The sequence below is a fragment of the Fonticella tunisiensis genome (genome assembly GCF_004364155.1).
In the GTDB taxonomy this organism is placed as follows: Bacteria; Bacillota; Clostridia; order Clostridiales; family Caloramatoraceae; genus Fonticella; species Fonticella tunisiensis.
In genome coordinates, this window is record NZ_SOAZ01000003.1 from 160,950 (window position 1) to 181,971 (window position 21,022).

The window sequence follows — 21,022 nt, forward strand, 5'->3', positions numbered from 1 at the left end:
TCTCAACTCCTTATATTATCCCTCCGCTATTTTTTAATATATTTTGCTATAATCCTGTCATACTCTCCATTTTCCTTAAGCTTTTTAAGCCCTCTATTGAAAGCATCTAAAAGTTCCTTATTTTGACCCTTTTTAACTGCAAAACCATAGTAGTTCTTTGTAAGCTTTTCTCCCGCTATTTGAAGACCACTGTTTGGATCGACTTTAATCATGTATGCAATTACAGGATAGTCTTCTAAAGTAGCATCAGCATTGCCGTTTTTAACTTCCTGGAACATGGAAGGAGTATTGTCAAAGTATTTTATAGTTACACCCAATTTTTCTTTATTATCTTCAGCAAATTTAGCTCCAGCTGTTCCTTTTTTAACTGCAAAAGTCTTTCCTTTTAAATCCTCTAAAGATTTTATTGTGTTATTACCCTCTTTAACTACCAAAGCTAAGCCTGATTCATAATAGCCTTCAGACATGTCTAAAACTTTTTTTCTTTCATCTGTTATACTCATACCAGCTATAGCACCATCAATTTGACCAGCCTGAAGCGCCGGTATTATACCTTTAAAATTCATTGGCTTAAGTTCATATTCAAAGCCCTCAAGCTTTGCTATAGCATCTAATAAATCTATATCTATACCTACATACTTACCGTTTTCTTCATATTCAAAGGGTGCATAAGTTGCATCTGTTGATATTATATATTTCTTTTTTGTTTTTCCATTTGAATTTGCTGCTGAACTTTCTTTTTTAGCACAACCTGCAAAGATAGACATTGTTAAAAAAATTGATAGAATAACAGCCGTAAATTTTTTCATTTTCATCTCCCCTTAAACTTATAGCTTTTAATTTTTATCATGTACTTATGATATCAAAGAGATTTGCAAGTTTCAATATGCAAAATTTCATTTATATAGCTTTAGTTGTGAAGTAAATTTTAACAAATTGGATTGGCATAAAAGCAATAAGATGACCAAACTTGATAAGTTTTTGCTACCATATTAAAAATCATATTGGAGGCCATTTTTATGCTACCATTGTGAATAATATAGTAAACATAGTTTCAAGCATAATATTGGCAGAAGGTCATAAAACTTTATCAGCTATTTACAATTGTTAACTGCCTCCTCCAGACTGTGAAAAAACTAACTTTTATCAAATTTTCTAATGAAGATATTGTATATATTTTTAATTTTCTCACAGCCTGTCGGAGGCCAAGGGCGATGCCCTGTCAAGGCTTGTACTATTAGGAGTTTTCAGCCACTTATCAGAAATCACAACATGCCTGCAGCTGCTGGATTTACTTTTCAGGAAGGTATTTAAAACCTGCCACTTTACTTTCCCATAGGTCTGGTCTTTGATGCAATTGCACATACTACATTTTATTACAAATTCCTGCTTTTTTTTGCAAACAGAATGTGTGAAATAAATATTACATCATAGAAATTTTATTCAAATAGGTGTATTATGACCCTGATACTCCATGACATACACTATATCCAGGGAATAACAATCTGTGATAACGGCCATGTTCATGAATAAGCCTTTTATACCTGTCCTGCAAAGGATATTGCAGGAGGAGGCCATATATATCTTACCTTAGGGAAAGCAAGCCATATTGCAGGCATATTCATCCCATGAATTTTTATACGAGGATGAAGTTATATAGATTGGTTCATGCAGCAAATGGTTGTCTGAAAAAGAAACCTATGTTGACATCTGAACCTTTTGTATGCTAAAGTAGTAAAAAATTAATAAAGGGAATACCAATGTGTTTAAAAGACTGCCATGTGTCAAGAGTACCACAAACAAAAGTTTGTTGTAAAGGAGCAGTCGCCAATGACAGGTTTAGGCTGTCATTTTTCTACAAGGAGGATACTGATGGAAGCGTTACTTCAAGAAATTCACAGGTCAATAATAGAAATACGAAGAAGACTTCATCAAATTCCTGAAACAGGATTTAAGGAATTTAAAACCTCAGAGGTAATCAAGGAAAAGTTAAGGGAATATGAATATGAAATTGAAGAGGCGGCACAAACCGGCATAATCGTTCGCAAAAAGGGTATTTCAGGCAGAAAGGCCATTGCCTTCAGGGCGGATATGGATGCTCTAATGGTTGAAGAAAAAACAGGCGTACCCTACGCTTCACAGCACCAGGGAAGGATGCATGCCTGCGGTCACGATGGCCATATTGCTATACTTCTCGGCCTTGCCATGTACCTGTCAAGGCTTGAAACCGTAGAAAGGGATATTGTCCTTATATTCCAGCCTGCCGAGGAGGGCCCGGGTGGAGCAAAAAACATTGTTGAGGAAGGATACCTGGATAAATATAACGTTGAAGCTATATTCGGCCTTCATATTTACCCCGGCATTGAAGAAGGGAAAATAGGTATCGCCTCAGGTCCTCTGATGGCCCAAAATGGTGAAATAGATATTACAATACACGCTAAAAGCAGCCATGGCGCCATGCCCCACAAGGGTGTTGATGGAATCATCATTGCCTCTCATCTGGTTCAAGCCTATCAAAGCGTTATAAGCAGAAGCATAGACCCTATTGACGGGGCCGTTCTGACCATAGGCAAAATTGAGGGCGGAGAGGCAAGAAATGTTCTAGCGGGAAAGGTACGACTTGAAGGAACTATGAGGGCCTTCAGCCCAGAGATATACAACACCCTTAAAAGAAGAATGCAGGAGATTAACCGCGGCCTTGAGATGAGTTTTAACTGCGAAATTGAGCTTGAGATAAGGGACTTTTACCCTCCTGTAGTTAATGACCCTAACCTTTACTCAATCGTAAAGGATGCTTTAGGAGATAAGGCCGTAGACATCAGGCCCATGATGCTTGCTGAGGATTTCTCATACTACCAGCAGGCAATACCCGGCTTTTTCATGATGCTGGGGGCAAAAAACGAAGCTATGGGCTTCATTCACCCCCTTCACAGCTGCTACTTCAACTTCAATGAAGATATTTTAATACATGGGGTAGAGGCATTTATTAAAATATGTAGAGCTCTAGGTGCGCTATAGATCAGCAATAACTTCCTAAGTAAATTAAAAGTGCCAGTCATCGGATAATCGTTTCTTCAGGCGACGGTGACTGGCACTTTTTATATTGGTAGCAAAAATCAACCTCATTACCATATCGCACTCGACATTTTACCCTAAATTACTACTTTTTTTGCAACTCAGGACTCCATCCTGAATATTATACCATAGGAAGTTAATGCAAAAGGTGATATTATGACCTATGGTCATACCCATTATTATGAAGGAATAACCTCCTATGAGCATGGACACGTCCACGGCTTTGCTGGAATTACAAGTTATGCCCCTGATACTCCAGGGCATGTACACTATATTCAGGGTGTAACAACCTACGATGACGGTCATGTTCATGAATATGGTTTTTATACCGGACCTGCTGTCCCGCTGCCAGAAGGGGGGCACACCCACCTTATAAAGGGGAAAACAGCATATGCCGCAGGCCATATCCATCGCATGAAGGTTTATTCAAGCGATGAAATCATGTAGATAAGTGCGAAAAAGGAGGCTGTTGAATGGCTTAAAGTCTCTTCAACTGCCGCTATACATTTCTCTGACTAAGGAGCGAGTATTTAAACCCGCTCCTTGGGTTTTACATCTGAAACTTTAAATAAAATATCAGTCCTATCAAGCCAGATAAATTTTTATCTAAATATCTCCTTTAAGTCAATAGTCAAGGAATCAAATATTCTTGCCTTAATCCTGTCCGATTCGGAATATATTTTAGGCTCTTCATAATTTCCAGAATCACCTACTTGGTATACAAAAAGGGGAAAACAGCATATCTAATGCCTACAACAAAAATATATTGTTTTTACTGCATTCTTCAATCATTTCCTCTGGCCATATACCAGCCTGAACTTCCCCTATATGGGCTTTTCTCAAAAAGAACATACATATTCTGGACTGACCAATTCCTCCTCCCATGGTATATGGAAGCTTTCCTTCGAGGAGGAGACGATGAAATTCCAAATTCTTGCGCTCTTCACAATCTGCAAGTTTTAATTGTCTAAGAAGAGCTTCTTCATCAACCCTTATCCCCATGGAAGAAAGCTCAAATGCTCTCTGAAGTACCGGATACCAGAATATTATATCTCCGTTTAAGGTCCAGTCATCATAGTCAGGAGACCTTCCATCATGCTTTGTGCCAGATTTTAATTCTCCTCCAATTTGCATTACAAACACGGCGCCCTTTTCCTTGCATATCGCATCTTCCCTCTCCTTTGGAGTAAGTTCCGGATACATATCCTCAAGTTCCTGGGTAGTTATGAAGGTTATCCTTTCAGGAAGAATCTTTTCAATAAACGGATATATTTCAGATATATACTTCTCTGTCTCTTTAAAAACATCATATATGGCCTCAACCGTTAACTTTAATGTTTTCATAGTTCTATCCTTTTTATCTATAACCTTTTCCCAGTCCCATTGATCAACGTATATAGAATGTAGGTTGTCTAAATCCTCATCTCTTCTTATAGCATTCATATCTGTATAGAGCCCTTCTCCAACGTTAAATCCATATTTATAAAGAGCCATCCTCTTCCACTTTGCAAGGGACTGAACTATCTCAACCTCTGCTCCTCCTATTGCTTTTACATCAAAGGAAACGGGCCTTTCAACACCATTTAAGTTGTCATTAACTCCTGTGTTTGACTTTACAAACAATGGAGCTGAAACCCTTGTAAGATTTAACTTTTCAGAGAGCTTTCTTTCAAAAAAATCCTTAATCCTCTTTATTGCAACCTCAGTTTCCCTAAGATCAAGTTTAGAACTATATCCTTCAGGTATAATAAGATCATTTTTCAACATTTCTATTGCCTCCTAAATTTTTACTATTAGTAAATTTCATGTGTATATTTCTCTAACTTCATCGTTAAATTTTATATAATAAAAGACATATATTATTTATAAAGCATGGCCATGCAATATAAATTAAAAAAGTCTTTCATCCCAAAAAAGGGACGAAAGACTTAACTTCCGCGGTACCACCCAAATTAGCAAAATTGCTCACTCTACCAGTACGGAACAATAACGTTCGATACTGTCCTATATGTAACGGTTAGGCTCCGTCTAAGTCTACTCTCCAAAAGGATTTCGGTTAGAAACTCTGAGATGTTCTTCAATAAAAGCCTCGTATTGGCCTCCCACCACCGCCAACTCGCTTTGACTACAGCTTTTACCTACTCTTCTCTTCATAGTTTTTAGTTATCTTTAAATTATTACCATTATAATATTCAGCTGTTGTTGTGTCAATATACTTTTTTACATTTTTCGCTTAACATTTTTATGCATCATATACTTTATCAATTTTTAGCATCAAACTCATGCATAGTATTATCATAAATTTTTATAACTTTAATCTTCCCCCATTCTCCCTGAGCCACTTCTTTTTCTCCTTATAGTCCGGCATAACGTACTCAACCAAACTCCAAAACTTACTTGAATGATCCTGGTGCTTAAGATGACAAAGCTCATGTATAACAACATAATCAATTACAGACAAGGGGGCCATTATAAGCCTCCAGTTAAAATTTATATTTCCCCTGCTGGAGCAGCTTCCCCAAATGCTTTTTTGTTCCTTTACTACTACCCTAAACCTTTCCCATAAGCGGGGAATTTTTATTGAAACTAACATATAAAGCAAAAGACTAAACTGGTTTCACATCATTTTAGTACCATGCATGTAAACCAAAGCCCGATGGATTAACAGCATATCGTCCTTTTATTTCATATGTAAGAAGCCTAATGGCTTGTAGTGCTCTTATTTGTTTGATTTGCCATTAGAAGTAGAAGTATTACCTTGGGTATTAGCGTTTCGTTGACCGAAACCAAGCCTACCGCCTACATTACGGCATAACCTGAGCTTGTGTAATTACCCCGTCAGAAATTAATTTATCTAGGGTATTATCTCTTCTTGTATTTTGTCTCGGTATCTGTTTATTGTTCCGATTATATTCCGCAATATTGTCTTGAGAAGTATTGCCCTGCTGTTCCTTAGCATTACCCTCTTGGTTTCTTTTTCCTATCCGAAGACTAAATTGTCCCATATTTGCCGTAAGAGTCTCTACAACCTGATCTGCTTGACCTTGTGAATTGTTCCATAATCTACAAGGGATTTAACACGCTCTTCAATAGGATTGATTTTACTATAAGATGGCTTTGTGGCAGTTTTGTTGCAAGAAAATGAATAAGTTATTATCGAGCCTTTACAGCTGCCATCATATTCTTATAGACTTCTCTTAAAACTCCAGTGCGTTAAACTTAATTTTTACACAGTGAAGACTATATACTTGCTATTTTTAATACATAGTAGCTTTCACTATCCCTGAATATGAAGTCCACTTTTACAATCTCATTCTTTTCCTTTAAATAATAGGTAAATGTTATTTCTGATTACCTATAGGCTTTATAGAGGGCTCCATACTTTTATCGGAGAAATAGATGCCCAGCCTTCATCCTTTTTCTCAAATTGGAATTCTCTATCCTTTTTTGTGGTTATTTTTGAAATGCTGGTACTGTTTCCCTTAAAAATAGAAATAATAGAAATGTTTCGTGATGAAATCCTCAGGAAATATTTTTTAGTTCATAACTGGAGAGAGGCCGTTGCAAAAACATCTTAAAAATATCATTCAAAAAGATGGCATATCCTTAAGATTAAGAACACGCCACCTTCTTCCCTACCAGTGTTTGGAGGTAGCCTCACTATTTGAAATATTATTCTTGTAGCTTAGCATCAGGCATAATGCGTCAAGTACTATGTGCAGGCTTTGATCGAAAAGGGAACTAAGCAGCTGAACGGATTTTGTCTGCTCTCCGTCATCCCCCTTTGTAGTTCCTGGAACTATTAATACTTTCTCTGCCAAAGCTGCAAGAGTTGATATTTCTTTGCTTGTAACAACAATTACATGGCAATCCTTATTCTTTGCCTTTTTGGTGTTTACAACCACATTATCGCTCTCGCCTGAACTTGATATTGAAAAGTATATATCGCCCTTATCAACGGCCGGAGTTATAGTTTCTCCTACAGAATATACCGTATAGCCAAGATGCATGAGCCTCATGGCAAAGCCTTTTCCCATAAGACCTGAACGGCCTTCTACATCTACAAATATTCTTTTATCTTTGAATATGAAATTTACAATTTCTTCAAGCTATGCTCTGTCTACCTTTGATATGACAGAATTAATTTCATTAAGTATTACATTTAGCGTATCCATCTATATCATCTCCCTAAACTTCCTAGCAGCGTCTGCTATATTCGGTGCTTTCGTTATAGCCCCGCCAATTGTAACGATATCCACATTTGCTTCTTTTATTTCTGCTATAGTTTGATAACTGCCTCCTCCAGCTACCGCTATTCTAGTTATCTCGGAAAACTTATCCTTGAATTCCTCTATAAGAGAGATTATGTTACCTCCTACAGAATCTGTGGATAGGTGGACACAAAATATAGCCTCTGTAAATTCCTTAAGCTTCTGTAATTTAGTATCCTCCACTTCCAAAAGATCAATTAGCATGATTTTATGAAATTCCTTTGCTAATTTTGTAGCATACCCTTAAAGTAGTATCAATTGATTCTGCACCCATAACCGTTGCAATGTCTGCACCACTGTTATAAGCAGCCTTGAATTCATAGGCACCTTCATCAATTGTTTTTATATCAGCCAGAATAACCTTATCCGGAAATGTCTCCTTTAGTTCCCTTATGGAGTTCATTCCAAAATCCTTTATCAATGAAGTACCAACTTCAATTATATCTACATAAGGGCACGCTTCTCTTCCTATTTCCTTAGCCCTCTCAATACTTACCCTATCTATTGCAAGTTGTATTTGCATTCTATCCCCTCGCCTGTTCTTTTAAATATTGATTGAGTTTTGCTCTATCTGGTAATCCTTCGTTGTCACCAGGCACCATTACCTGAAGGGATCCTATGGCATTACCTCTTACTACTGCATCTCTAAGTGGTAATTTCTCCAGAAGCCCGCTTATAATACCAACAGCAAATCCGTCTCCCGCTCCAACAGTATCTACTACCATTGGAACCTTAAAGCCTGGTACTGTATAGGACTCCTCTCTTGTCTTAACAAATGCACCCTTTTCTCCAATCTTAACGATTACGATTTTAACCCCAAGCTTCAGATAGAAGTCTGCAATCTCATTCGGATTCTCGCTTCCCGTAAGCATTACTCCCTCAGAAATTCCAGGAAGCACCATGTCGCACTTGGATGCAATGTCGTTTATAACCCTGACCATTTCCTCCTTGCTTGGCCAAAGTGAAGGTCTTAAATTCGGATCAAAGGTTATAAACAGCCCCTTCTCCCTTGCCTTTTTAATCAGTCTATAGGTGGCTTCCCTACAACTTAGAGAAAGGGCCGGAGGTATTCCTGTAACGTGAACGTGCCTTACGCTCTCAAAGTCTATCCTATCAATATCCTCCTTGCTCATATGGGATGCTGCAGAACCCTTTCTAAAATAAACAACTTCTGGGTCTCCGGTTTCAACTTTGCTTTTCATCTGGAAGGCTGTTGGATAATTTGAATCAAAGGTTATATATTTTGTGTCTATCCCCTCATTATCCAGGAAATTTTTAATATACTTTCCGAAGGGGTCTACCCCAAGCTTTGTTACGTAGCTAACATCATAACCAAGCCTCTTTAGACCTATACAAACATTAACCTCCGCCCCCGCTAGGGATCTTGTAAACTTCTCAACATCCTCAAGCTTGCCAACATAATCCGCAATAAACATTGCCATAGGTTCGCCTACTAATATAATCTCAGGCATTGCGATCATCTCCTTTCATTGCATACAACTCGTCATAAAGTGCCTTTGCTCTTTTTTCATCATGTGGATATAAAAGCAATATATCAAATAAATTTGGGTAATAGCTAAGGCCTAGAAGTTCCTTTGCAAAGGCCATAGCTGCAATTTCACCAAGAGCCACAAGTTTTGATTTGTATTTTATGGGTCCAAACTTCCACAGCATTATTTCTGTTTTTCTTGTATATATTTCCCTGTTATTGTCCTCAATAAAATGAAACATTTCATGGGCTATAAGAACATCATCAATCTTAACTTCATCTATAAGAAGATTGAGATTTTGCTCCGTAACTATTTCCTTTGTCTTTTTAACATTATCCATATATACGGTTATCTTATTGGGAGAATTAAACTTAGCAAACAAAATGTAATCCCCACTCTTACCGTTATCAAGCTCTGAAATGCTTATTCCAAGAAGCTTTGCATATTCACGGCAGGACCTTTTTCCATATTTGTTTATTATCTTAATGGCCTCTTGATGTCCACACTCGTTAGCCCTTTCAATCATCACAAGCTTTTCACCTTGGGAAATTTTATTGTTAAGGGGTTCCCTCTTAAAGGTGTAAAGCCCCCAGATATTTTTATCTATATTCTTTAACTCTCTGACCATGTCTTTAATCATAAGTCATTCTTAGCTCCAACGATTATTACCATATCTTCCGGCTGAAGTAGCATTGTTTCTGTTTCCATAACCATGAATAGCTGATCAAGGCTCATCATTCCAGAATAATCAAGCACCTTTCCTCCAATACATAAGTAAAAATCAGGTGTTAGCCTTATATCGCTCTTGTAAACCGACAGGGTATCCCACATTCCAGTTACAAGATTGTTAAGATCCGCTACTCTGCAAAGCTTTCCTACTCCGTCTCCCCTTTGAATTTTTATAAAGCCCTTCTTATCAATAACTCTTATTTGCTTCTTATCCGGTTTCTCATCCTTTACCCCTGAGAATACATAGAATACGTTGTTGTTGCATTCAAGCTTCACCTTATCCATCGATATTCCCATAGACTTGGCTGCTATTTCCCTGGCCTCATCCTCTGTGCAGGCCTTAAGAAGGTCTGTGGTCTGAACTTCTGTGGAACCTAAGGCTATTGCTGTTATTTTTGAAGTTTGAGGATCAATTTCTATCTGAACCTCTATGCTGTCTGGAACAGCACCGCTTGCAATTGCCATTTCCGCCGCTTCTCTTTTAAGCTCTGAAATATCCTTTGAGGTTGGGTTTGGTATAACTCTCTCAACAACATCCCTGACCATGGCAAGAGCAACACCTATTGAGGATATTACCTCTGCATTTTCAGGTATACTGTATTCAAGGTTCATATTCTTTGCTGTAAATGGAAGCAGTGCTGAGGCTCCTCCACCAACACCAACAAGGGAAATCTGCTCCCTTTCAAGTTTATACTTTTCCGCAAGAGCCTCTATAACCGGCTTAATCTTTTCAAAGGACTTTTGAAGTATCTGCCTTGCAACTTCCTCAACGGTTGTTCCAAGAAGCTTTGCAAGGGGTTCCATTGCCTTTCTTGCTGAATTTACATTACCATAAGAATAGTCCTCAGGCGTTACAATTCCAAATACGTTTGCAGCACAGCTGTTTGTGATTGTTACCCTCTTGCCGTTTTTAAGCTTTATAGCAACATAATCCGCCGGATCACCTTTTTTAGGTGAGAAGAATTCAACCTGAGGGTCAACTATTTCCTCCTCCGGAGTGTAAACTGCATATGGCATACCTGCTATATGGGCACTTCTTGGTCCCACGTCCACAATTCCCCTTGAGTTTGCCCTTACCATACTTCCACCAGCAACCCCCAAGACTCTTACATCAAGAGAACTTATATATGTTGAATGCCCTCCAACTATTGAGTAATCAACTGCTGGCCTTCCGTTTTTTATAACACCAATGTTTGTACTTGTTCCACCAACTTCAAAGTAAATACCATTTGATGCCCTAAGGTACATAAGGGCTCCAACAACACTGGCAGCAGGCCCTGAAAGCATTGTAAGAACAGGACGCTTCTTCATTTCAGAAATGTCCATAACACCACCGTCTCCACGCATTATCATAAGAGGAACCTTTATTCCTGCCTTCCTAACGCTCTTTTCCGTACTTGTTGCAGTTTCAAGCATCTTTGGAAGAATACTTGCGTTTATTGCAGCTGTTCTTGTTCTTCTTGTAAGTCCATAAAGCTTACTAATATCTGATGCAGCAGTTACAGGTATGTTTCTCTTTTCTGCAATCTTCTGAACCTGCTCTTCCTCACTTATATCGTCAACCCCAAAAGCCTTTGAGGCAACAATAACAGTTGCACCCTTGTCAGTAAGCTCTTTAACAGCTGCAGTTATTGTATTTTCGTTGACTTCTTTTTTCTTTAAGTATGTATGATGAGTTTTAATGATTCTTCCTGTTCCTAAATCAATGTCTGGAATTCTTGTTTGTCTTTTAGTCAAGAATCCCTCTAGCCCTCCTGCACCTATTCCTATGATTCCGACCTCAGCAACGTCTCCTTCAAGCAAAGCATTAGTTGCCTGAGTTGTGCTATGAGCTATAAAAATTACTTCATCCGGATTAATATTGTTGGCGGTAAGGCATTTTTCAAAGGCCTCAATTACACCAGCCGAAACACCAAGCTCATGGTCGTGTGTTGTCATAACCGATGCTTTACCAATAATCTCGTGGGTATCATTGTCAATGGCAACGGCCTTGGTATGAGTTCCGCCAACGTCAATACCAACCCTCACTGATCTCTTTATCATATCTAATTCCTCCTTACCTATAGTTCATCGGAAACAAAGAAAAACTCACAGAACCCTTTAATTTCCAAAAATATTTATCTTTAAAACTGGCCTGCAGAGGTTCTCTGCAGACCAGTTTATATTTAATATTGAATATTTTGTCAATTTTCAATTGTAAATACTAAGACGCGGCGACCTGGACCTGCGACCAGTACTTTTCTTATATTTTTATGCACCAAACATTATAAACGCTATTGCTGTATTAATAATACATATCGCCCATGCCCATAAAAAACCTGAGGAAAGAAATTCCTTTACGCTAACCTTTGAATAGTTAAGTGCCCAAAGGTTCCAAGACTGTGTTGGACAAGCTGAAATGTTCATTGTGATTGTTGGTATGTAGATTAATGGGAAGAGTAATGTTGGAGTAAAGCCTCCAATTGCGTTTAGTATTCCAAGTGTGGCAGAACCTGCTCCAAACACTGTCATTGGTCCTCTAAAGAGTCCAAGGGGAGCAATTATCGCAAAGAGTACACTAAGGAAGAGTGTGCTTCTTGGCATTACACCACCAAGTATTGCCTGGAAGAATGGAGCATCCATTCCAGATACCTTGTTGAACATTGGAAGTATAAAAAGGAAGCCAAGCAATGATGCAACGTCTACAACTCCATCATAGAAGGTCTTTGTAACGATCTTTTCTATTTCCTTAAAGGATTTGAACTTTCCGCACACAAACAGCGCATAGAATACTGCAACTATAAATGCAGGTATTGGCTGCCATTTGAAGGCTATTGCAAGAAGAACAGGAACAATTGGTGTTATTAAGGCTATTGCAGGAACATGCTGTACACTTGTTACTGTTGAAGTCTGAGCTGCCCAAGCATGGTTTACAGCACTTTTTCTAAGTTTGACTGCAAGCATAACTATTATAACTAACAGTTGAACTCCCATTGCTGCAAATCCAAACTTTAAGTAGTTGTTGTCATAGGGGAAATCCTTAAATATTCCCTGCATTTGTTTGAATAAAACTATATTCACATACATACCGGAACCAACTGACATCAGGTATGAGCTAACGGCAAGAGGCTTGGGAACTCCAAGTGATAAAAGTATTGGAAGCACTATAACTCCTATAGCAACAACTGCACCTGCTCCAAAGGTACTTGTAAATATAATTCCAGTCACGATTGAAAGTAACACTGTTGTAACAAGAGGCTTGTCTCCTCCAAGCTCAACAGTCTTTCTTATAATAGTAGCTGCAATTCCTGTATCAACAAGAACTCTACCAAACCAGCTACCGAAGATAACTACAACTGCTGTTGGGCCCCAGCTTTCAGGTCCTCCCTGGAATATCTGAGTTTGTGCAACTTCCCAGGTGATTTTTCCACCCGCTATACCTAGTGCTACCCATATTATGGCCATAACAAGGAAACCAATCATAAGGTTTCCACCCTTGGCTGCGAAGTAAATCAGGCTAAAGTAGGAAATTAGTAGCAGAATACCAATAATTACTGCTGTTGACATTTAATATACCTCCCCTTATACTTTTATTTATATATGCTGCAATAATAATTCTTCATCTGCTTCAGTTAAGAAAAGCTCTCCTAACCTCAATGAAAAATTCTTATTGCACTGCATATCAGGTAAACAGGTAAATTTGAATATTAAAATTATTAATTTAATGCCTCCAGCTTCCTTATCTCATCTTCCACGGTTAAAAGAGCATTTGGACTGCAAGGGTATTCTATAGCAACAGGTAAATTCTTATCAAATATATCAAGTATGCTCCTCCATGGTATTATCCCTTTATCCAATAACGTTGCCTGAGGCTTGTCCTTTATCTTTACATCCTTTAGGTGAATATAGGTTACATATGCTCTAAGTGTATTTGCATTTTCTAAAGGGTCCTGATTTTGCCAGAGCCAATTTCCAACATCAAAGGTGGCACTTATTTTTACTTTTAGCCTTTGTGCATGCTCTAAAAACTCTTTAATTTTTTCAACTCTTCCATTCTCCGCTGTCTGGTCATTTTCAATGGTAAGCTTTATTTGATACTTGTCGCAAAGAAAATTGATAATTGCAGCATCCCCGGAATTTATGTCCCTATAATCTCCAATATTTAGCTTCACATTTCTACATTTCATTTCATATGCTTCCCTGAAGTATTTTTCTATATCATCCGATGCTAATCGTCCATTTATGTACATACATTTAGGAACCGAGTAGTAAAGCTCCATTTTCAAACCTCGTGAAATCTCTCTTATTTCCTTAATCTCCACTTCAAAATCCCTTATAAACTCTCTTCTGACCTCAGCTTTACTTATTCCAAGACTGTTAATATCTCTTAAAAGACTTGACTGCTTTACTCCTTTATTTATTTCATCTAAAAACACTAAAGTGTTTATCACTATATTGCTTTTTTCCATAAGTTCCTCCACTATTTCAATGCGTAATTAAAATTTCGCATCTGGATTTAATATATCCAGGTTATTTTCATCTATGTTCTTTGTTAAATATCCTCCAACTCCAATAGCAAAAGCTCCATTATCGAACCAACTCTTAATATTTTTATGGTCTACGCCACCTGTTGGCATTATATCAATGAAAGGCATTGGAGCCTTTATAGCCTTTATAATTCCAGGATTCATATATTCTCCTGGAAAGAGCTTTACGACATCACTTCCATGATTATAGGAATTGTACACCTCTGTAGATGTTCCCGCAGCCATGGAACAAAATATACCTCTTTCTCTGAAGAATGCTCCAACTTCCTCAATTATACAAGGCGATACGATAAAGTCTGCTCCAGCCTTTAAAGCATCTTCTGCCTGAACTACTGTAAGTACGGTTCCAGCTCCAATAATGACACCTGATGATTCTGCCTTTAGCTCCTTTATAAGCTCTGGTGCACCCTTTACAGTAAATGTTACTTCCAAAGCATCAATTCCAGAGTTTATTATGGTTTTAGAAATCAACTTTGCCCTTGTGAAGTCTTCGCAACGAATTACAGCGATTATTTTGTTCCTTAATAATTTCTTTACAGTTTACTTGTCCATATTCCCTTCTCCTTTAACTCTTATTGGAGCTTCCTGTTACAAGCTTGGCCTCTAGCTCCTTATACTTTGGCTTTCCTTTTCCTTTGCTGTTAATTCTTTTTATCAGCATCTTGGCGGATTCAACCCCAACCTCGTAGGAATGTTGGGTTATAACCGGTATTTCAGAGTAAGCAAGCCTTGCCCAGCCCCAGTCCTCATAGCCACAAACATAAAAATCTTCAGGGATTTTATAATGGCATTCCTGTATTCCTTGAAGTACATTTAAAAGAGTAACCCCATTTACAGTAAAGATGGCCTTGAGTTTATTTTTATATCTGTTATTAAATTCCTCAATTGCCTTAATGGTAGTTTTTTTATCAGTTGAATCTATTGTATATATCAAATCTTCAGCAGATACATTTAGAAGATTCTTCATTGCGTCCAAGTAGCCCTGCCTTCTAAGATGTCTTGCACTATTCTTCATAGGAGGCTCTGTGAAAAAGGCTATGTTTTTATATCCTTTTTCAACCAGATACTCAATTGTAGTAAATGTCATATTATAGTTGTTTGTCGCTACAGAGTCTATTTTTAGTTCCTTCATAGTTCTATCTGCAAGCACTATAGGTACTCTTGTTTCGTTAATCTCAACTAGAAAATCATCATTATAACCAGTTGTATTGACAATAATTCCTTCAACTCTATTGTCCAAAAGAGACTCTATATATTCCCTCTCTTTTCGTGGATCATTGTCCACATTTGCTATCATAACCTGATAACCGTGGGCTTCACAGACATCTCCAATTCCTTTAAGAAGTATTGATGAAAACTGGCTGCCAATGTCTGCAATTATTACACCTATCATTCCGCTTTTATTTGATTTCAAAGTTTTTGCAACATTGCTGGGCCTATATTTTAACTCTTCAATTACACTTTGTATTCGCTTTTTTGTATCTTGGGACATATATTCGAATTTGCCGTTTAAATATCTTGATATAGTAGTTTTTGATACTCCTGCTGCCTTAGCAACCTCATTTATTGTTATTAAACTTCTTTCTTCCCTCATAAGCCCTCCTTTATTAACCAATTAACGAAACCGATACACAAAATATGTTTAAAAAATAATTTATATATTTATAATAAATTAAATTTTCTATAAAATCAATATTTAAATAAAATTATGACTTATCAATTCTCTCTATTAGAGTCAATAACCTTAGCTCATAATCCACTCTCAGCAATAAATATGGTTTCTTGTAACGTTATTCAGGGTGTTCTTATATATCCTGATAAAAATATTGCAGACGTATATAGAAAGTAAATAACTTTTTTATCTCATATCAATAGTTCTCACCATAGGATACGCTAATCATAACAGTAAACAAAGTTTAATATGGTAGGTGATTGGAATGAGGAAACAGTCTGTTAGAATTAACTATTATGTAAAGGAATCTGATTTTCAAGAAGTAAAAGATGTGCTTAAATCCACCAAGGACGTTCGAATGTTATACCCCTGAGGCAGTTCTCAAAAATTCCTAAAATATGAAAATAATAAAATTCAGCCCTGGGAATAACATCAACACCCAGAATAAAGGAGTTGATTTTTATCCCCAGGGCTGCTTGCATTAAAAACTATGATTTCATCTATCATATTATGGTAAGGAGCATAAGCGATACCCCCTTACTTAATGTCGATAAGGACAGAAATTTTTATCTTGTTAAAAACACAAAAAGAAACTTGGCCTTAAGATGCATGCAACTGCCTTATCACAATCCTCGAATACACAATAATAAATACAAAGTGTTCTTATATTTCAACCTTATTCAGGGTATAAACAATTGCTATCCACAATTTAAGAACTTTGTTTTTAATACTTTAAAAGTGGACAAGTAGGAGGAAAGAGATGAAGTGGGTAGATATGTTCTTAGTGAATATTTTCTTTAAGTTAAAAAAATTGAGAACTGTTCTGTATAACCCTTATGTGTTATATTGAACCATATGATTTTTGGCGTGCCATTCTTGGCATGAAAATTCCTCCCTTTCTATGCTTTTATAGTAATATTTTTCCATAGAAAGGGAGGTTTAATTCATAATATTTATTTGATTTTGTGAAAGGATGGAAGAACTGTTGACCGTCCCTTTTCACCATAAGCAGCTTTGTTAATTACCTGATTATTGTCACGAACCTTGTAATGTATAGCATCCATGAAAATAAAAGGATAAACTGGATCAAGGAGACGTTTCTGCCAATCTTGAATCATATGTATTATTTGTTCAGTAATATTGCTAACCATTTCAGCTGAAAGTTCAATACCAGAGATTTCTTTGATTTGGTCATGAATATCTCTTGTTGACATTCCGTAGGAATAAAGAGAAATAACCTTGTCTTCAATACCAGAAACATCACGTTTATGTTTAGGAACAATCGTAGGAGTAAACTCACCATTTCTGTCACTTGGTATTGAAAGTGCAACTTCACCAAGATTAGATCTAATGGTCTTTTTAGAGTATCCATTTCGAGCATTTTCTGTATTCTTGCTCTGAACATCATATTTTGGTGTTAGTATAGTTTTGTAGACACAATAACTCGAACAAATTAAAATAAGAAAGAGAGAGGATGTGTCTACAAAATGGCAAGAAATCAAAGAAAATATACTGAGGAATTTAAAAATACAATTGTAGAGCTATATAATTTCGGAAAGAGTCTAACAGAGCTAAGTAGCGAATATGGCGTTTCAAAATCTACTATCAATGGCTGGATTAAGAGCTCCAAGCCTGTAATTGTTGATGATGGTGAAGTTGTAACTATGAAAGAATTTAAAGCATTGAAGCGAGAAATGGCTATGCTTAAAGAGGAAAATGAAATATTAAAAAAACCATGGCCATAGTGTGTCACGAAGAAACAAATTAATAGTTTCGTGCTACATAAAAGATGAGGGTAGGCCCCTCGAAATCACTATACAGGTAGGGATTTCAAATCACCTTAAGGTGCTATTGTCAAAAGCAATGGTATTGAGCATTAAGGAAAAGGCAAGACAAAAGATTTTGTCAGATGAGTGTTATGGAGATGAACGAAAGTGAACCACTGAAGACGCTTCGAAAGGCTCAGATGCTATCAAAACCAAGATGTATGGTTAGCTTGGGATAAGCTTAGAAGGAACCTGTTTACTGGCTAGGTGGTAGCCGGAGTAAAGGTGGCATGAGCATAACATAGGCTTTTATGTGGAACGTGAGAACCTACGATTTTGATGAAAAGGGAAAAGTCACAAGTAAAGGACTTACGAGGACGAAAGTACCAATGCAAAATATAGGGGCGGAATAGTCTGTAGTAGTTATGAAACTTTTGTAATGAAAGTGGAGCCAAGGGACTATGTTATCCTGTTTTATATTTTGGTCAACCAATATTTTTTGGGAGGAACTAGATGAATAAAACAAAGTCGTTTAATGTATCGAAGAACTTGGTATATCAGGCATATAAAGAAGTAAAAGCTAACAAAGGCTCAGCAGGTGTTAATGATATATCTTTAGAGAAATTTGAAATAAATCTTAAAGATAACTTATATAAAATATGGAATAGAATGTCCTCAGGCACTTATTTTCCACCACCTGTAAAAGCAGTAGAAATTCCAAAGAAAAATGGTGGTGTAAGAGTTCTAGGAATACCAACAGTTGCTGATAGAATTGCTCAAATGGTAGTAAAGATTAATTTTGAACTAAAAGTAGAAAAATATTTCCTACAGGATTCATATGGATATAGACCAAATAAATCTGCACATGATGCTATAGATATAACAAGAGAAAGATGCTGGAAATATGATTGGGTTTTAGAATTCGATATAAAGGGATTATTTGACAACATAGACCACACGTTCCTGATGAAAGCAGTAAGAAAACATACAGATTGTAAATGGGAATTACTATATATAGAAAGATGGATGAAATCACCAATCCAAAAAGGAAAAGAAATAATAAAAAGAGAAACAGGAGTTCCACAAGGGGGAGTAATAAGTCCTGTTTTATCAAATTTATTTCTACACTATACTTTTGATAAGTGGATGGAGAGAAATTTCACTAATAATCCGTGGTGTAGATATGTTGATGATGGAATAATAAACTGTAAAATACTAAAGCAAGCCCAATATATAAGAAAATGCTTGGAAGACAGATTCAAACAGTGTAAACTAGAAATTCATCCAGAGAAAACAAAGATAATTTATTGTAAAGATAGTAATAGAAAAGAAGAACATGAAAATATTGAATTTACTTTTCTTAGCTATACATTTAGACCAAGAAAGGCGAAAGGAAAAGAAGATAAAGAATTCACAAGTTTCTTACCTGCTATTAGTAATAAAGCTAAGAAGCATATAAAACAAACTATAAAGCAATGGAAATTACTGTGGATGACAAACAAAGAACTGGGTGACATCGCTGAAAAATATAATCCTGTTATCAGAGGATGGCTCAATTATTATGGTAAATATGGAAGAAAAGAATTAACAAAAGTATTAGAACATATAAACTATCATCTTTGTTTTTGGATAAGAAGAAAATATAAAAAGTATAAATATAAATCTTATAAAGCAATGAGTTTGTTAATGAAAATTGCCAATAAAAACAGTACATTATTTGAGCATTGGAAAGTAGGTATGTTTTTTGCAAGTGAAATTTCCTCACTTTTGCAAAATTTTTTCCTCACCCCAAGGTGGGGAATTTTTATGTTAACCATTGCAGGATATCACTGTTTTTTTAATCGGTAATAAGGGAGCATACATAGATTTGTGTAAATCACATCTATGTATGCTCTTTTAATGCATGTGTAACTGGTAAGTATGGAAATAATAACTAAGAAATATTTTTGAGAGGAGTAGATATTTATGCCTGAGTTGAACATACCTGATATTGATCTTAACTCTGAATTAAAAAAGTGTAAGAATATGGAGGATTTAGTTGGAAAGAATGGGCTAATGCAGAGGTTATTTGGAAATATTATTCAACAGTTTCTAGAGGCTGAGATGGAAGAGCATCTTGGAAGGCAGAAATATGAGAGGGTCTTAGATGGTGAAAGAAATTATAGAAATGGATATAGCACAAAGAAAATTAAAAGCAGCTTTGGGGAAGTTGATGTCAATATCCCCAGGGACAGAAAAGCAGAATTTGAGCCAAAGATAATAAAAAAATATGAAACTGTGTGCAACGAACTTGATAAAAAGGTTATAGGACTATATGCCAGAGGCATGTCTGTGGATGACATTAAAGCAGAGATTGATGAGCTGTATGGGATAGACATATCACCAGCTATGACTTCAAAAATCACCGATAAGGTGATGGAAACAGCTATCGCTTGGCAGAACAGGCCATTAGAACCAATATATCCGATTGTGTATATGGATACTATTCACTACAAAGTTAGAGAAGAACATCAGATTGTTAGTAAAGCTGCCTACATATGCATGGCGTTAGATATGAATGGATACAAGGATATATTAGGCATATGGATAGGAGAACAGGAGGGTGCCAAATTGTGGCTATCAGTGTGTAATGACCTTAAAAACCGTGGTGTTAAAGATATATTGATAGCTTGTATGGATGGTCTTAAGGGACTTCCTGATGCCATAAAGGCCGTTTTTCCACAGGTGAACATACAAAACTGCATAATACATCAAATACGTAATTCAATAAAGTATATAGCTTCAAAGGATAGTAAAGCCTTTATGAAGGATTTAAAGCAGGTATACCAGGCTACTAACGAACAAATGGCGGTTAAAGCTTTGGAATTACTTGAAAGTACGTGGGGGGCTAAGTATCCGATAGTCATACAATCCTGGACCAACAACTGGGATAACTTGTCTACATACTTTGATTTTCCTCCGGAAATTAGGAGGATCAATATATACCACAAATGCTCTTGAGGGCTTTAATAGACAGTTAAGGAAGTCTACCAAGGTCAGAACATCTTTTCCTACGGATGACTCTTTGAGAAAGTCTTTGTATCTAGCTACAGAGCAGATAATAACTAAGTGGACTTCACCATGCCAGAATTGGCATAGTATTTTAGCGCAGTTAAGCATAATGTATGCAGATAGGCTTGAACAATATCTTTAAAAGTTAAATAGCTTGTACTAATTTAAAAAATCTATGTATAAAAATAAAAAATAGATTCAAAATAATATTGAACAACAGTTACACTATCACATTATTTAGTAATACCCAAAAAAATAAAAATTACTACAGGAGTTGTCTCCTATAGTAATTTCCAGTTTGAATTAATCTTATCTAAAATAAATTTACACAAATCTGTGGACGTTCTCTAAGTTTCTATAATTTGCATTTTAGGCTAATTTTACTAGAAGCAGTTTATTTAATCTGCTGTTTTTAGAATCATTTTTTATTATTTTGAGGTTA

19 protein-coding genes, 2 pseudogenes and 1 other annotated feature are annotated in these 21,022 nt (G+C 36.5%); of the genes and pseudogenes, 6 read left to right on the forward strand and 15 right to left on the reverse strand.

Going from position 1 to position 21,022, the window contains the following annotated elements:
• Positions 1 to 26 precede the first annotated feature (26 nt).
• Both EDD71_RS15700 and EDD71_RS15210 read right to left on the reverse strand, forming a co-directional pair.
• Positions 27 to 815 (reverse strand): transporter substrate-binding domain-containing protein, encoded by a 789-nt coding sequence (locus EDD71_RS15700; RefSeq protein ID WP_243116381.1) that lies wholly within the window; start codon positions 813 to 815, stop codon positions 27 to 29.
• A 373-nt stretch (positions 816 to 1,188) separates the two neighbouring features.
• Entirely contained in the window at positions 1,189 to 1,365 is a 177-nt protein-coding gene (locus EDD71_RS15210) for a hypothetical protein (protein WP_166636310.1), read from the reverse strand.
• Between the two features lie 507 nt (positions 1,366 to 1,872).
• On the opposite strand from EDD71_RS15210, the gene EDD71_RS03040 reads away from it, so the two are divergent.
• The gene (locus EDD71_RS03040; RefSeq protein WP_133627266.1) at positions 1,873 to 3,018 is read left to right on the forward strand and encodes a M20 metallopeptidase family protein; all 1,146 of its coding nucleotides are present in this window, start codon (positions 1,873 to 1,875) and stop codon (positions 3,016 to 3,018) included.
• 213 nt (positions 3,019 to 3,231) lie between these two features.
• On the forward strand, positions 3,232 to 3,522 hold the full coding sequence (locus tag EDD71_RS03045; RefSeq protein WP_133627267.1) for a YmaF family protein: 291 nt from the start codon (positions 3,232 to 3,234) through the stop codon (positions 3,520 to 3,522).
• A gap of 303 nt (positions 3,523 to 3,825) precedes the next feature.
• On the opposite strand, the gene asnA is transcribed toward EDD71_RS03045, so the two are convergent.
• The 13 genes and pseudogenes from asnA to EDD71_RS03110 all read right to left on the reverse strand — a co-directional run.
• A complete protein-coding gene (gene asnA, locus EDD71_RS03050) occupies positions 3,826 to 4,842 on the reverse strand; it encodes an aspartate--ammonia ligase (RefSeq protein ID WP_166636311.1) in 1,017 nt (338 codons plus the stop codon).
• A 145-nt stretch (positions 4,843 to 4,987) separates the two neighbouring features.
• Positions 4,988 to 5,238, reverse strand: a binding site (T-box leader).
• A 142-nt stretch (positions 5,239 to 5,380) separates the two neighbouring features.
• On the reverse strand, positions 5,381 to 5,668 hold the full coding sequence (locus EDD71_RS03055) for a M48 metallopeptidase family protein (protein WP_133627269.1): 288 nt from the start codon (positions 5,666 to 5,668) through the stop codon (positions 5,381 to 5,383).
• Between the two features lie 1,042 nt (positions 5,669 to 6,710).
• Positions 6,711 to 7,175: a 6-phospho-3-hexuloisomerase gene (gene hxlB / locus EDD71_RS03060; RefSeq protein WP_341472330.1), complete on the reverse strand. Its 465-nt coding sequence runs from the start codon at positions 7,173 to 7,175 to the stop codon at positions 6,711 to 6,713.
• 75 nt (positions 7,176 to 7,250) lie between these two features.
• Positions 7,251 to 7,535 (reverse strand): hypothetical protein, encoded by a 285-nt coding sequence (locus EDD71_RS03065; RefSeq protein ID WP_166636312.1) that lies wholly within the window; start codon positions 7,533 to 7,535, stop codon positions 7,251 to 7,253.
• A 19-nt stretch (positions 7,536 to 7,554) separates the two neighbouring features.
• Positions 7,555 to 7,869: an orotidine 5'-phosphate decarboxylase / HUMPS family protein gene (locus EDD71_RS03070; RefSeq protein WP_133627271.1), complete on the reverse strand. Its 315-nt coding sequence runs from the start codon at positions 7,867 to 7,869 to the stop codon at positions 7,555 to 7,557.
• A 1-nt stretch (position 7,870) separates the two neighbouring features.
• On the reverse strand, positions 7,871 to 8,818 hold the full coding sequence (locus EDD71_RS03075; RefSeq protein WP_133627272.1) for a sugar kinase: 948 nt from the start codon (positions 8,816 to 8,818) through the stop codon (positions 7,871 to 7,873).
• Positions 8,811 to 9,476 carry a hypothetical protein gene (locus EDD71_RS03080; RefSeq protein WP_133627273.1) on the reverse strand — a complete coding sequence of 222 codons (666 nt, stop codon included), beginning with the start codon at positions 9,474 to 9,476 and terminating at the stop codon, positions 8,811 to 8,813. Before EDD71_RS03080 ends, EDD71_RS03075 begins: the two co-directional genes overlap by 8 nt.
• On the reverse strand, positions 9,473 to 11,608 hold the full coding sequence (locus tag EDD71_RS03085; RefSeq protein ID WP_133627274.1) for a hydantoinase/oxoprolinase family protein: 2,136 nt from the start codon (positions 11,606 to 11,608) through the stop codon (positions 9,473 to 9,475). The genes EDD71_RS03080 and EDD71_RS03085 overlap by 4 nt, the downstream gene beginning before the upstream one ends.
• Before the next feature lie 207 nt (positions 11,609 to 11,815).
• Positions 11,816 to 13,111, reverse strand: a complete 1,296-nt coding sequence (locus EDD71_RS03090; protein ID WP_133627275.1) for a citrate transporter — start codon at positions 13,109 to 13,111, stop codon at positions 11,816 to 11,818.
• A gap of 149 nt (positions 13,112 to 13,260) precedes the next feature.
• Positions 13,261 to 14,013 (reverse strand): sugar phosphate isomerase/epimerase family protein, encoded by a 753-nt coding sequence (locus EDD71_RS03095; RefSeq protein ID WP_133627276.1) that lies wholly within the window; start codon positions 14,011 to 14,013, stop codon positions 13,261 to 13,263.
• A gap of 27 nt (positions 14,014 to 14,040) precedes the next feature.
• Positions 14,041 to 14,604 carry a bifunctional 4-hydroxy-2-oxoglutarate aldolase/2-dehydro-3-deoxy-phosphogluconate aldolase gene (locus EDD71_RS03100; protein WP_166636315.1) on the reverse strand — a complete coding sequence of 188 codons (564 nt, stop codon included), beginning with the start codon at positions 14,602 to 14,604 and terminating at the stop codon, positions 14,041 to 14,043.
• A 52-nt stretch (positions 14,605 to 14,656) separates the two neighbouring features.
• Complete coding sequence (locus EDD71_RS03105) at positions 14,657 to 15,685, reverse strand: LacI family DNA-binding transcriptional regulator (RefSeq protein ID WP_133627277.1); 1,029 nt, start codon at positions 15,683 to 15,685, stop codon at positions 14,657 to 14,659.
• 1,082 nt (positions 15,686 to 16,767) lie between these two features.
• Positions 16,768 to 17,175, reverse strand: a pseudogene (locus tag EDD71_RS03110) (transposase); the annotation flags it as partial.
• 75 nt (positions 17,176 to 17,250) lie between these two features.
• Between EDD71_RS03110 and EDD71_RS03115 the strand changes: the two are divergent.
• From EDD71_RS03115 to EDD71_RS03125, 4 genes and pseudogenes are all read left to right on the forward strand, one after another.
• On the forward strand, positions 17,251 to 17,508 hold the full coding sequence (locus EDD71_RS03115) for a transposase (RefSeq protein ID WP_133627279.1): 258 nt from the start codon (positions 17,251 to 17,253) through the stop codon (positions 17,506 to 17,508).
• Position 17,509: 1 nt separating this feature from the next.
• On the forward strand, positions 17,510 to 17,701 hold the full coding sequence (locus EDD71_RS15215) for a hypothetical protein (protein WP_166636314.1): 192 nt from the start codon (positions 17,510 to 17,512) through the stop codon (positions 17,699 to 17,701).
• 341 nt (positions 17,702 to 18,042) lie between these two features.
• Positions 18,043 to 19,377 (forward strand): group II intron reverse transcriptase/maturase, encoded by a 1,335-nt coding sequence (ltrA, locus tag EDD71_RS03120; RefSeq protein WP_133627280.1) that lies wholly within the window; start codon positions 18,043 to 18,045, stop codon positions 19,375 to 19,377.
• 117 nt (positions 19,378 to 19,494) lie between these two features.
• Positions 19,495 to 20,722, forward strand: a pseudogene (locus EDD71_RS03125) (IS256 family transposase).
• The last annotated feature ends 300 nt before the right edge of the window (positions 20,723 to 21,022 follow it).